This is a genomic window from Micrococcus sp. Alg238-R198 (genome assembly GCF_900537135.1).
Taxonomy (GTDB): Bacteria; Actinomycetota; Actinomycetes; order Actinomycetales; family Micrococcaceae; genus Micrococcus; species Micrococcus luteus.
The window spans coordinates 1-11,842 of record NZ_UNRH01000012.1 but is presented as its reverse complement, the minus strand read 5'-3'; the positions used below and the strand labels follow the sequence as shown (position 1 = coordinate 11,842).

Genomic DNA, 11,842 nt, shown 5'->3' with positions numbered 1-11,842 from the left:
CTCCGACCGACGCAGGTTCGGCGGCGTGCCCACTCACGGGCCCCGGGTCCGCACACCTGAGACCTTCAGCCCGACCCGCCCCGGACCCTAGAGTGCGCCCATGGCGTCCACACAGCCCTCCCCCGTCCCCGCCGGTGCCACGCCGGCGTCCCACACCTCCCCCCTCGGCCTGTCCCTGCCGGACGGCCGGGGCCGTCGCGTCCTCGTCACCGGTGCCACCGGTTACGTGGGCGGGCGCCTCATCCCCGAGCTGCTCGCCGCCGGCTTCGACGTCCGGGCCGGCGCCCGGAACCCCTCCGACCTCGCGGACCGACCGTGGTCGGACAGCATCGAGGCGGTGGAGCTCGACCTCACCGAGGCGGACCTCGTCGAAGCCGCCATGCAGGACGTGCACACCGTGCTCTACCTCGTGCACTCCATGGGCGGGGGCGGCGACTTCGTGGCCCAGGAGCAGCGGATCGCGGACATCGTGGGCACCGCCGCGGACACGGCCGGCGTGGCCCAGCTCGTCTATCTCTCCGGCCTGCACCCGGACACGGTCCCCGTCGCGGAGCTGTCCGACCACATGCGCTCCCGCGCCCTCGTGGCCGAGCGTCTCGAGCGGGCGGCGACCCCGGCACTGACGTTCGAGGCCGGGGTGATCATCGGCTCGGGCTCCACCTCGTTCGAGATGATCCGCCACCTCGCCGAGCGGCTGCCCGTGATGCCCGGCCCGTCCTGGCTGAGGAACCGGGTGGAGCCGCTGGCCATCCGCGACGTCCTGTACTACCTCCTGCAGGCCTGCGCCCTCCCGGAGCCCGTGCAGCTGCGGGCCCAGATCGGCAACGGGCACCCCCAGCCGTTCGCGAGCGTGCTGGTGGACTACGCCAAGGCCGCCGGCCTGTCCCGGCGCATCGTGATCCCCACCCCGTTGCCCTTGAAGACCCTGGCGGGCTTCTGGATCGGCATGGTGACCCCCATCCCGGTCGCGGTGGCCCTGCCCCTGGCCGCATCCCTCGCCGAGGAGGCGGTCGTGGAGGACCGCTCGGTCCGCGACCTCATCCCGGACCCGCCGGGCGGGCTGACCTCCTACATGGACGCCGTGCGGCTGGCGCTGAAGCGGGAGAAGGAGGGTCCCCTGGACGTCACCTTCGACGCGGACCTCCAGAGCTCCGCGGACCCGGCCGCCTCTCTGCCCTCGGATCCCGAGTGGGCCGGCACCACGGTCTACACGGACGAGCGCGAGCGCGAGTCCGACCTGCCCGCGCAGGAGGTGTGGCCGGTGATCGAGTCGGTGGGCGGCGCCAACGGTTGGTATTCCACCCCGCTGCTGTGGAAGATCCGCGGGCTGATGGACAAGTTGGCCGGCGGGCCCGGCCTGACCCGCGGCCGGCGGGACCCGAACCACCTGCGACGCGGCGACGCCGTGGACTGGTGGCGGGTGGAGGACGTGGAGCCGGGGCGGCGGCTGACCCTGCGGGCGGAGATGAAGGCCGGCGGGCGGGCCTGGCTGCAGCTGAGCACCGAGCCGCGGGAGGGCGGAGGCTCCGTCTACCGCCAGCGGGCGGTCTTCATGCCGGACGGCCTGCTCGGACGCGCCTACTGGACCGCCATCCTGCCCTTCCACGCCGTGGTGTTCCCGGAGATGGCCGCGAACATCCTGGCCGAGGCCAGGCGCCGGCACGACGGCGGCGAGCGTCCCCGCACCCGCGGCCTGCTGCGGCCGCTGGTGGACCGGCTGCCCCTGCGTCGCAACCCGTTGGACAGGCGAGCCCGCGGCGCCGGCGGCGCTCAGTCGCGGGACTGACCGTCGGGGCCACGCCCCCAGTGGGGCCGGGGGCGTGACCGGGCCGCCCGGCGCAGCCACCGCCGCCCGGGGGACAGCCGGGCCCAGTTGACCTGCAGGGTGGTGACCGCCATCCGGCCCTGCCGCACCCGCTGGCGCAGGGAGTGGAAGATGCGCCCGGCGACCTCCACCCGCAGGTCCGGATCGAACCGGATCCGGCGGCCGGCCAGGGCCAGCTGGAAGGACAGGTCCAGGTCATCGTGCACGTCCCCGCGTTCGCGGTGGACGCGGGTCCGCACAGCCTGCCACGCCTCGGCGCGCAGGGCGCAGTTGGAGCCCCAGACGGGGGTGGCCGCCACCGCGGCGCCCGCCCCCCAGCGGTACGTGCCGGTGTAGAGCGCCGCCCGCACCTGTCCCCGGAGGCCGGGCTGGTCGTGGAAGGTCCCCGGCCCGGTGAGGGCGTCGAGCCCGGGGTCGGCGTCGAACCGGGCCACGATCCGTTCGAGCCAGTCCGCGGGCATCCGCGTGTCGGCGTCGCAGCGCACCAGCAGCTCCCCGACCGCGGCGTCCAGGCCGGCGGCCGCCGCGGCCGGGACCCCGCGGCGCGGCTCGCGCACCACCCGCGCGCCGGCGGCGCGGGCGAGCACCGCCGAGTCGTCCACGCAGCCGTTGTCCACCACCACCACCTCCAGCGCCGGCCGGCTCTGGGCGGCCAGCAGCGCGAGGCACACGCGCAGGTGCTCGGCGTCGTCGAGCACCGGGACGACCACGGAGACCGTGGGGCGGGCCGGGGTCACCGGGTGCGCCCCCGGCACACGGCGAGGGCGGCGCCGACCCCGGCGCCGACGAGATCGGCGGCGAGGTCGCCGATGGTGTCCGTGTAGCCCACGCCGATCTCCGGGGTCACCGCCGTGTGCCCCCACCATTCGGCCAGCTCCCACACCACGCCCAGGGCCACGGCGGCGGCCGCGATCCCCAGCCCGGCCAGGCCCGGGCCGAGCAGCGCCACGGCCTGCCCGGCCTCGGTCCCCCGACGCCGGAGCCACGCCCCCACCACCAGTGCCGTCAGACAGGCGACCACGGCGGAGGCGGCGGCGTGCACGAGCAGGTCCAGCCACGGCACCCGCGGGTAGAGGCCGATGACGCTCAGCCACCCGGCCAGCAGCAGGACCGCCTGCGCGGCCCAGTCCAGGGCGCCGCCCGGGGCGAGCCAGCGGGTGAGCCACTGGGAGCCGAACACGAGCAGCATCGCCGCCGCGGACGGCCATCCGGCGTGCACCGCCGCGACCGGGACGAGGATCAGGCCGAGCGCGCGCAGCAGGTCTGCGGGGATCAACGGCAGCATGTCAGCGATCGTCCGGGTGGGGGCGGCGTCCCGGCCGACGGCCGCGCCGATCGGGACGACGGCTCGTCAGCAGCAGCCAGAGCGCCGGCAGCAGCAGGGCGGAGCCGAGCGGGTAGGCGAAGTCCTCCACGGGCGCCTGGCCCACGTAGGCACCCACCAGCAGCTCATGGCCGTAGTCGAAGAGCCCCGCGGCGATCATCACGTTGTCGAAGACCGCCGTGAGGGCCCACAGGGCCACCAGGGTGGCCGCCACGGCCCGCAGGTGCTCGCCCCGCACGCGGCCGACGAGGGCGGCGCCCACGAGCACGGCCAGGGCGAAGCCCACGAAGACGAGGACGAGGTCGAGGAAGGTCACCGGCTGCCCCCGTCGGTCGGATCGGCCGGCGTCGCGGCACGGGCGTCACCTCGCCGGCCGCGCAGCAGGCGCAGCGCCCCGGTGAACAGCACCATCGTGATCTGGCTGAGGAAGAGCAGGAAGAACCCCTCCTCCAGGGGCAGCTGGGGGGCGAGCATCACCCCGGTCATGTAGGGCGACTGCCGGTGCAGGAACACGCCTTCGGCGATCCCCCACAGGTCCCAGGCGAAGAAGTAGGCCACCCCGGCGGCCAGCACCAGCAGCGCCGGGAGCGGGCGATGCCACAGGAACAGCTCGAAGCGCCGGTCCACCAGCAGCATGCAGCCGATGACACCCAGCAGGGCCAGCAGGTAGATCATGCCGCCGCCCCCCGGGTCAGCGCCCACCCGATCAGCAGCAGGGTCACGAGGAAGCCGGTCACGTAGTTCAGCGGAAGGAACAGCTGCCAGCCGCGGTGGGCCGCGCCCGAGGTGGCGTCCGTGATGCGGCGGAAGCGCAGGGTGTTCACCACGTAGGGCACGGCCAGCAGCGCCGCGAGCGGGCCCGGCGGGTCGGTGGCCAGCAGCAGCAGGCCCGCCGCCGCGTACAGGCCGGCGGCGAGCAGGACGGTGCGCCGAGCGCCCAGCACGGTGGCCACCGAGGCCAGGCCCCCCTCCCGGTCCGGCACCACGTCCTGCACCGCCCCGAACATCTGCGAGGCCATGCCCCACAGGAAGAACGCCCCCAGCAGCGCCGCCAGGGCGGGCGTGGGGGTCGCCCCGGCCAGCGCGAGGCCGTAGACCGCGGGGGAGACGAAGTGCGTGGCGGAGGTGGCGGCGTCCAGGAAGGGCCGCTCCTTGAACCGCAGCCCCGCCCAGGAGTACGCCACCACCGCGAACAGGCTCACCGCGAGCACCAGCACGGCGGCCCACTCGCCCCGCACGGCGGACCAGCCCGCGAGCACGGCCACGAACGGCACGGGCAGCAGCACCGACCACGCCAGCACCCGGCGGCGCACCGCGGGGTCGCCCAGCACGGAGCCCTCCACACCCCCCTTGCGGGGGTTGCGCAGGTCCGAGGCGAAGTCGAACACGTCATTGATGCCGTACATGGCCAGGTTGTAGGGCACCAGGAAGAACACGACGCCCAGGACCACCAGCCACGCGGGCAGCCCCCCGGTCAGGATCGCGGCGGCGGCGAACGGGTAGGCCGTGTTCACCCAGCTGACCGGCCGGGACGCCCAGAAGAGGGTGCGGATCATGTGCCGCTCCCCCCGGGGCCCGCGGGCCGGGCCCTGCGCGCGTCGTGGCGCAGTTCGTCCCGGACCACTTCGGCGGAGATCAGGCACATGGGCACCCCGATTCCCGGGCGCACCGAGGAGCCCGCGTACATCAGGCCGGCCACGTCCGCGTCCCGCACCGAGGGGCGGAACATGGCCGACTGCGCCAGCGTGTGCCCGGGGCCCAGCAGCGAACCCCGCCAGGCGTGCACGTCCGCGGCGAAGTCACCGGGCCCGTAGGTGCGCCGCACCACGATGCGCTCGGCCAGGTCGGGGATCCCGGCCCAGCGGGCCAGCTGATCGAGGGCCCGGTCCGCCACGGCCTCCACCTGGGCGTCCCCGGCGCGGTCCACCCGCCAGCTCTGGCCGTCACGGACCCGGATGCCGCCGCGCCCCCACCCCGGCTCGGCGGGGGCCGGGACGAGGATGAAGAGGTTCTCGTCGCCCTCCGGGGCCACGCCCGGGTCCGTGGCGGAGGTGCGCGAGACGTAGATCGACGTGTCCGCGGCGAGGTCCTCCCCCCGCTCGATGCGCCCGAAGTTGTCCTCCCAGTCCGCCGTGAACAGCAGGGTGTGGTGGGCCAGCTGGGGCAGGGATCCGCGCACCCCCACGCACACGAGCACGCCGGAGGGACCGGGGTCGCGCCGGTCCCACGTGGACTCCGCGACGCGCCGGCCGGGAGGCAGCAGACGGGTCTGCACGTGGTGCAGGTCCGCGGCGGCCACCACCACATCGGCGTCGAGGCGTCCCGCGGCGCCGTCGTCGGACCGCCAGGCGACGCCGGTCACCCGGCCCGGGCGGCGACGTCGGCCCTCGTCCCCGCGGGCTGCTCCCGGCCTGGGCAGGCGGGCGGCCAGGCGTCCGAGGCGGCCGGCGGGGGCGGGACGGTCCACGACCTCCACGGCGGTCGCCTCGACCCCGGTGCGGATCTCCACACCGGCCTCACGCACGACCTCCGCCATGGCGTCCACGAGGGCCGCGAACCCGCCGAGGGGGTACTGCACGCCGTCGGCGAGGTCCAGATGGGACATCAGGTGGTACATGGCGGGGGCACGGTCGGGGGACGTGCCGAGGAAGACCGCCGGGTAGCCCAGGATCTGGCGCAGCCGGGGATCCTGGAAGCGGGCCGCCACGTGGGAGCGCAGGCCCCCCAGCAGCTGGGGCCCGAGGGCCGGCAGGGCGCGCAGGACGTCCGGGTGGGCCAGGGCGGCCGGCCGGCGGAAGTCCGTGTAGAGGAAGTGCTCCTTGGCGAGCCCGTAGATCCGGGACGCGGAGTCGAGGTAGGCCCGCAGCCGGCGCCCGGCGCCGGGCTCGAGGGACTCGAACAGCGTCTCCGCGTGGCCGGTGCGCACGTCCACGGGGGGCTCGTGGAGGTGCCCCTCGAAGTACACCCGGTAGCCGGGGTCCAGACGGCGCAGGTCCAGCCGTTCGGCGGCGGAGGTCCCCATGAGGCGGAACCAGCGGTCGATCACCTCGGGCATCAGGTACCAGGAGGGCCCGGTGTCGAAGGTGAACCCCGCCTCGGACCAGCGTCCGGCACGGCCGCCCAGGACGGCGCCGCGCTCCAGCAGCGTCACCCGGTGCCCGTCGCGGGCCAACAGGCCCGCCGTGGCCAGTCCGGCGAAACCGCCGCCCACCACCACGGTGCGCGGGCCGAGAGCGGTGTCCCGGGCGCTCATCGGCGGCCTCCCCGGCGGCCCCGTGCCAGGACGCGGGCGGCGATCCGGGCCTTTTGATGGTCCGGCACCCGGACACGGCGGTGGGCCAGCTCGGCCGCCGGGGTCGCCTCGATCCGGTCCACCAGGGCCGCGAACAGTCCGTGCGCCAGGGCCACGGCGCGCCCGGCCCCGGGGTCCAGGACACGGATGCCGGGCAGGGCGGCGTCGAGGTCGGCGCGGACCTCGGCCACGAGCTCGGCCTTGCGGGCCTCGGTGAGCACGCCCGGTGCGGCACCGGGCAGGTAGGTGCGGCCCAGCTCGTGGTGGTCCGCGGCCAGGTCCCTGAGGAAGTTGACCTTCTGGAACGCCGCCCCCAGCCGGGAGGCCTGCGCGCGCAGCTCCTGCCGCTGGCCCGGGGTCCGGGCCCGCGTGCCGGGGAGGGAGAGGAAGACCTGCAGGCACATCAGCCCCACCACCTCGGCCGAGCCGTGGATGTAGGCGTCCAGCGACTCGGCGCCGTGCTCGCGGATCCCCAGGTCCGCGCGCATGGAGGCGAAGAAGGGACGGGTCAGCTCCGGGGTGATGCCGTGGCGACGGGCCACGTCGGCGAAGGCGTGCAGGACCGGGTCGGTGGCGAAGCCCGACGCCATCGCGGCCTCACACGCCCGCTCGTAGTCGTCCAGGGCGGCGCGGACCCCGGCCTCGTCGAGCCCGGCGGCCACCGCGACGCCGTCGACCACCTCGTCGGCGACGCGGACCATGGCGTAGATCGTGGCCACGTCCTGGCGTGCCTGCCGGGGCAGGGTGCGGCAGGCCCAGGAGAAGGACGTGGAGTAGCGGCGGATCACCTGGGCCGCTGCGGCGTGGGCCGTCCGCGTGTACAGCGCGGCAGGGCTCGGGGTGGGCGCGGCCATCTCAGGACCTCCGGGTCAGCACGGCGTGGCAGGCGTCGGCGAACTCCGCCCGGACCGTCTCGTCCAGGGGCAGGGCCGCGATGCGCTCGCGGGCGCGGACGGTGAGCTCGGCGACGACGTCGAGGGCGTGCTCCCGGGCACCGGCCGCCTCGAGGGCGCGGCGGGCGGCCTCGATGTCCGCGGGGGTGGCCGGGCCCGCGTCGAGCAGGGCGCGGACGGCGGGGATGCGGCGGCCGTGGGCGGTGAGCACGGTGGCCTTGCCCTCGCGCAGGTCGCCGTCGGCGGACTTGCCGGTCTCCCCGGGATCGCCGAACACGCCGAGGACGTCGTCGATCACCTGGTAGGCGGCGCCGAGGTCGGCGCCGGCCTCGCCCATCGCCCGGGCGAGGTCGGGATCCGCCCCGGCCAGGAGGGCGCCGGCGCGCAGGGGCGCGCCGACCGTGTAGTGCGCCGTCTTGAGCCGTTGCATGGCGAGGATGCGGTCGGGATCGGGCTCCTCACCGGTGTGGCGGGACAGCCCCAGGAGCACGTCTTCGAGCTCGCCGGCCGCGGTCACGGCGGCGGCGTCGAAGACGACGGCGGCGGCCTCGGCGGCCCGGGCGGTGTCGGCGGCACAGGTGGCGGCGAGCCGGAACGCCTGGGTGAGCAGGACGTCCCCCGCGATGAGGGCGACGGCGACCCCGGCGTGGGCGGCGTCCGCGGCGGGCACCCCGCGGGCCTCGAGGCGGTGCCGGGCGGAGGCGTGCACGGCGGGCTGGCCGCGCCGCAGCACGTCCCGATCGATGACGTCGTCGTGGACGAGCAGCGCGGTGTGCAGCAGTTCGAAGGCGGCCCCGAGTCGGTCGACGGCAGCGCGGCCGGACGGAGGGACCGGGTCGGCGGTCGCCAGGCGCCAGCCGAGCTCGACGAGACGGGGGCGGATGAGCTTGCCGGCGCCCACATGGACGTGGAGCGAGTCGAGCAGCTCGGCGAAGGCGGCGGATCCGGGTGCCTGGGCCGCGGCATGTCGGAGCGCGGCGTCCAGCTCGGCGGTCACCCCGGAGAGCGCGGCCTCGCCGCCCGTCCTCGCTTCACCCATGGCGCCTCCTCGGTGGCGGACACGACGCGGCACCGACCGCCGCATCTGTTCGACCGTCTAACTTCTGGACGCAGAAGACACTACGGGCCTCGCCGGTCCCGCGTCCATGCGCGGCGGTCCCGGGCGGCGCGATCTCACGACGCACGGGGCCGCCGTCGGGATCAGGCGTCGGCGGACGCCGTCTCCAGGGTGATCTCCGGGTCCACGATCTGACCCTCCCACTCACCGGAGACCCCGTACACGACGCAGTGCTTCTCGTCGGTGCCGTAGTTGCCCAGCTCGGAGGAGGTCAGGACGGCCCCGTTCAGCTGGTCCTCCTTCTCCTCGCTCAGGCGCTGGGCCTGGGCGGTGCAGGTCTGGGCGGCGGCCGGGTCGGCCTCCTCGCCCTCGGCCACGGCCGGCACGGCCCACAGGTACTCCGCGGTGTGGGCGCCCTCGCAGTCGGTGGTCTCGAAGGAGGACAGGTCACGGGCGCCGAGCGGGGCGGTGAAGCACGTGCCGGCCTCGTAGTCGGCCGGGGCCGCGGACAGCGACGACGCCGAGGCGGACGACGACTCCACACCCTGCGCGGACGCGGAGGCGGGCGCCGTCGTCGAGGCGGACGCGTCGGCGTCGGACGAGTCCTGACCGCCGCACGCGGTGAGGGCCAGCAGCGCGGCAGCGGACAGGCCGGCAAGACGGGCGGAACGGGACAGGGCGGCGAAGGCCATGGGGGTGCTCTCCTCGAGTGACGTGGGACGCGCCGGGGTGTGGCGCCGACCTCAGCACTCTAGCCACGCCCGGCCGTCGGGATCGGACTGAGGTGACGTGGCCCACATCTGATGGGTGGCCCGGCTCGCCTGCCACACTGAGAGGCATGCAGACCCCGGCCACGCCCTCCCCGCCCGACCGCCCCTCCCCCGTCGCCCGACCGTGGTTGGCGGCCTCGGACGTCCCGGTCGCAGGCCCCGACGACGTCGAGCGCGTGGTCCTGCTGTCCCCGGAGGGCGAGGCCGTGGGCACGGAGGCCAAGGCCACGGTCCACCGCCGCACCGAGGACGGCGGCACGCCCCTGCACCTGGCCTTCTCCTGTCACGTGTACGACGAGGCCGACCGGTTCCTGCTCACCCGCCGGGCGCTGGGCAAGGCGGCGTTCCCCGGGGTGTGGACCAACGGGTTCTGCGGGCACCCCGGCCCCGGCGAGTCCCCCGCGGAGGCCGTGCTGCGCCGCGCCCCGCAGGAGCTGGGCGTGGAGGTGTCCGACGTCGTCGAGGTGCTCCCCGACTTCCGCTACCGGGCCGCGGACGCCTCCGGCATGGAGGAGCACGAGATCTGCCCGGTGTTCCGTGCCCGGATGCACGGCGACCCCGCCCCGGAGCGGGACGAGGTCGCGGAGTGGTGCTGGGTGGAGCCGGCCGATCTGGCCGCCGCCCTGGCCGCCGTCCCCCGGGCGTTCAGCCCGTGGCTCGTGGAGCAGTGGCAGCAGGGGGCGTTCGACCCGCGGTGAGCGGCCGGCGCGGCGACGCCGCGCGGGCCGTCAGCGGCCGTTGACGTCGTCGAGGTGGGCGGCGGTGGACTGCACGGCATCGTCCTGCCCCGGCTCGGCGTCGCCCTGCTGGCCCTGCTGCTCCTCGGCCAGGCGGCGGACCTCCGCGATGTCGAGGCCCTTGACCTGGTCGAGCAGCTGCTCGAGCGCGGCGCCCGGCAGGGCGCCGGCCTGGGAGAACACGAGCACGCCGCCGCGGAAGGCCATGAGCGTGGGGATGGAGGTGATGCCGGCCATCGCCGCCAGCTGCTGCTGGTCCTCCGTGTCGACCTTGGCGAACACGACGTCCTCGTGCTTCTCCGAGGCGGCCTCGAACACGGGGGCGAACTGGCGGCACGGGCCGCACCAGCCGGCCCAGAAGTCCACGAGCACGGTGTCGTTCTCGGCGACGGTGGAGCCGAACTCCTCGAGGGTCAGGTCCTTGGTGGCCATGGTGGGTCCTTTCGTCAGCGGGGCCGACGCGAGCGCGTCGGCGATCGTCCTGCCGACCACAACGGACGCCCCGCCGCACCTATTCCGCCCCACCCCGCTTTCGTTCGGGAAACGGCGGCGTGTCCCGGCACTTTCGTTCGGGAAACGGGCGCCTTCCACGCACTGTCGCGGCCGAGACGGGAGCCGTCGTCGTCGCTTCCTAGACTGACCGCATGACCGCCACTCCCGCCCTGCCCCTGCTCGTGCTCAACGGCCCCAACCTGAACCTGCTCGGCACCCGCGAGCCCGAGGTCTACGGCACGGCCACCCTCGACGACGTCCGTGCGCTCACCGAGGCCCGCGCGGCCGAGCACGGGCTGACCGTGGACTTCCGACAGTCCAACCACGAGGGCGAGCTCATCGACTGGATCCAGGAGGCCCGCACCTCCCACGCTGGCGTCCTCATCAACCCCGCCGCGTACTCGCACACCTCCATCGCGATCCGCGACGCCCTCGCCGCCGTCGACCGGCCGATCGCCGAGGTGCACATCTCCAACGTCCACCGGCGCGAGGCGTTCCGGCACCACTCGCACGTCTCCGCCGTCGCCGACGTCGTGATCGCCGGGGCGGGCGTCCAGGGCTACGCCCTCGCCGTCGACTGGCTCGCCGCGGCTGTGCGCCGCTGAGCGCTGGTCAGGACCCGCCTGGCCGTGCCTAGGTGTTGTGGGTCATGAGGTTCTTGCCACGAGGCGCCGGCTGAGATGAGACGAGTGGGCCTCTCCCGCAGGATGGAAGTTCCTCAACAACCCACCTGCCAGAAGAGACCCACTCATGACTCACGCTAACGCACCCCTGACCCCCACTGGCCGTCTCAGGATGGTCCACCGCCACCTGCACGACGGGATCCCGCAGTCCCACGTGGCCGCCGAGTTCCGGGTGAGCCGGCCCACGGTGGCCACCTGGGTCGCCCGCTACCGCGCCCAGGGAGAAGCCGGCCTTCAGGACCTGCCCAGCCGGCCGCACCGTTCACCTGCCCAGCTCGATCCGGTCTTGGTCGCCCAGATCCACGCCCTGCGGCGGGAGCGCAAGTGGTCCAGTTGAGTCCCTGATAGTGGTGTAACCCTCCCCGGTCGCCAACACCGTCCCCTTCACGGACGCGGTCACCGTGGGAGCCTTCGAGCGAACCTTCCACAGCACTCTCGAAAGGACATCACCACGATGACCGCTCCACACATTGTCGACCCTGAACGCCTGCTGCGCGAAGCTCTCGGGGAGGCCTCCCCAGACCTGTTGCGCCACCTGCTGCAGACCGTGATCAACGCACTGCTCTCCGCCGACGCGGACGCGGTCTGCGGCGCCGAGTACGGCCAGGCCTCCCAGAGCCGTACCGCACAGCGCAACGGCTACCGGCACCGACCCCTGGACACCCGCGCCGGCACGATCGATGTGGCCATCCCCAAACTCCGGGCCGGCACGTACTTCCCCGAATGGCTCCTCGAGCGCCGCAAACGGGCCGAGTCCGCACTGATCACC

14 protein-coding genes and 1 pseudogene are annotated in these 11,842 nt (G+C 74.8%); 5 read left to right on the top strand and 10 right to left on the bottom strand.

Annotated elements, in window-relative coordinates:
* Positions 1–100 precede the first annotated feature (100 nt).
* Positions 101–1,786 carry an SDR family oxidoreductase gene (locus G6R13_RS10245; protein ID WP_049145750.1) on the top strand — a complete coding sequence of 562 codons (1,686 nt, stop codon included), beginning with the start codon at positions 101–103 and terminating at the stop codon, positions 1,784–1,786.
* Here the strand turns inward: G6R13_RS10245 and crtX are convergent.
* From crtX to G6R13_RS10200, 9 genes are all read right to left on the bottom strand, one after another.
* Complete coding sequence (gene crtX / locus G6R13_RS10240; RefSeq protein ID WP_163721627.1) at positions 1,771–2,580, bottom strand: C50 carotenoid glucosyltransferase CrtX; 810 nt, start codon at positions 2,578–2,580, stop codon at positions 1,771–1,773. The two genes, G6R13_RS10245 and crtX, sit on opposite strands and share 16 nt — an antisense overlap.
* A complete protein-coding gene (locus G6R13_RS10235) occupies positions 2,559–3,110 on the bottom strand; it encodes a hypothetical protein (RefSeq protein ID WP_163721625.1) in 552 nt (183 codons plus the stop codon). The genes crtX and G6R13_RS10235 overlap by 22 nt, the downstream gene beginning before the upstream one ends.
* A gap of 1 nt (position 3,111) precedes the next feature.
* The gene (gene crtYh / locus G6R13_RS10230) at positions 3,112–3,465 is read right to left on the bottom strand and encodes a C50 carotenoid gamma-cyclase subunit beta CrtYh (RefSeq protein ID WP_144824554.1); all 354 of its coding nucleotides are present in this window, start codon (positions 3,463–3,465) and stop codon (positions 3,112–3,114) included.
* Positions 3,462–3,851: a C50 carotenoid gamma-cyclase subunit alpha CrtYg gene (gene crtYg, locus G6R13_RS10225; RefSeq protein WP_036314902.1), complete on the bottom strand. Its 390-nt coding sequence runs from the start codon at positions 3,849–3,851 to the stop codon at positions 3,462–3,464. The genes crtYh and crtYg overlap by 4 nt, the downstream gene beginning before the upstream one ends.
* Positions 3,821–4,705 (bottom strand): prenyltransferase, encoded by an 885-nt coding sequence (locus tag G6R13_RS10220; RefSeq protein WP_036314900.1) that lies wholly within the window; start codon positions 4,703–4,705, stop codon positions 3,821–3,823. The genes crtYg and G6R13_RS10220 overlap by 31 nt, the downstream gene beginning before the upstream one ends.
* Positions 4,702–6,402: a phytoene desaturase family protein gene (crtI, locus tag G6R13_RS10215; protein ID WP_163721623.1), complete on the bottom strand. Its 1,701-nt coding sequence runs from the start codon at positions 6,400–6,402 to the stop codon at positions 4,702–4,704. Before crtI ends, G6R13_RS10220 begins: the two co-directional genes overlap by 4 nt.
* Positions 6,399–7,295 (bottom strand): squalene/phytoene synthase family protein, encoded by an 897-nt coding sequence (locus G6R13_RS10210; RefSeq protein WP_063189943.1) that lies wholly within the window; start codon positions 7,293–7,295, stop codon positions 6,399–6,401. The genes crtI and G6R13_RS10210 overlap by 4 nt, the downstream gene beginning before the upstream one ends.
* Before the next feature lies 1 nt (position 7,296).
* On the bottom strand, positions 7,297–8,373 hold the full coding sequence (locus tag G6R13_RS10205; RefSeq protein WP_163721620.1) for a polyprenyl synthetase family protein: 1,077 nt from the start codon (positions 8,371–8,373) through the stop codon (positions 7,297–7,299).
* Positions 8,374–8,534: 161 nt separating this feature from the next.
* Positions 8,535–9,083: a hypothetical protein gene (locus G6R13_RS10200; RefSeq protein WP_063189941.1), complete on the bottom strand. Its 549-nt coding sequence runs from the start codon at positions 9,081–9,083 to the stop codon at positions 8,535–8,537.
* Positions 9,084–9,229: 146 nt separating this feature from the next.
* Here G6R13_RS10200 and idi point away from each other — a divergent pair, with 146 nt between their 5' ends.
* Positions 9,230–9,859: an isopentenyl-diphosphate Delta-isomerase gene (idi, locus tag G6R13_RS10195; protein ID WP_036384334.1), complete on the top strand. Its 630-nt coding sequence runs from the start codon at positions 9,230–9,232 to the stop codon at positions 9,857–9,859.
* Positions 9,860–9,889: 30 nt separating this feature from the next.
* Here idi and trxA read toward each other — a convergent pair whose 3' ends face one another.
* Complete coding sequence (gene trxA / locus G6R13_RS10190) at positions 9,890–10,330, bottom strand: thioredoxin (protein ID WP_080772554.1); 441 nt, start codon at positions 10,328–10,330, stop codon at positions 9,890–9,892.
* Positions 10,331–10,542: 212 nt separating this feature from the next.
* Here trxA and aroQ point away from each other — a divergent pair, with 212 nt between their 5' ends.
* The 3 genes and pseudogenes from aroQ to G6R13_RS10175 form a co-directional block, all read left to right on the top strand.
* The gene (gene aroQ, locus G6R13_RS10185) at positions 10,543–10,995 is read left to right on the top strand and encodes a type II 3-dehydroquinate dehydratase (protein ID WP_020628425.1); all 453 of its coding nucleotides are present in this window, start codon (positions 10,543–10,545) and stop codon (positions 10,993–10,995) included.
* 145 nt (positions 10,996–11,140) lie between these two features.
* Positions 11,141–11,407 (top strand): annotated as a pseudogene (locus tag G6R13_RS10180) (leucine zipper domain-containing protein); the annotation flags it as partial.
* A gap of 120 nt (positions 11,408–11,527) precedes the next feature.
* Positions 11,528–11,842: transposase (locus G6R13_RS10175; protein ID WP_205521357.1), on the top strand; the 315-nt coding region annotated here is incomplete at its 3' end.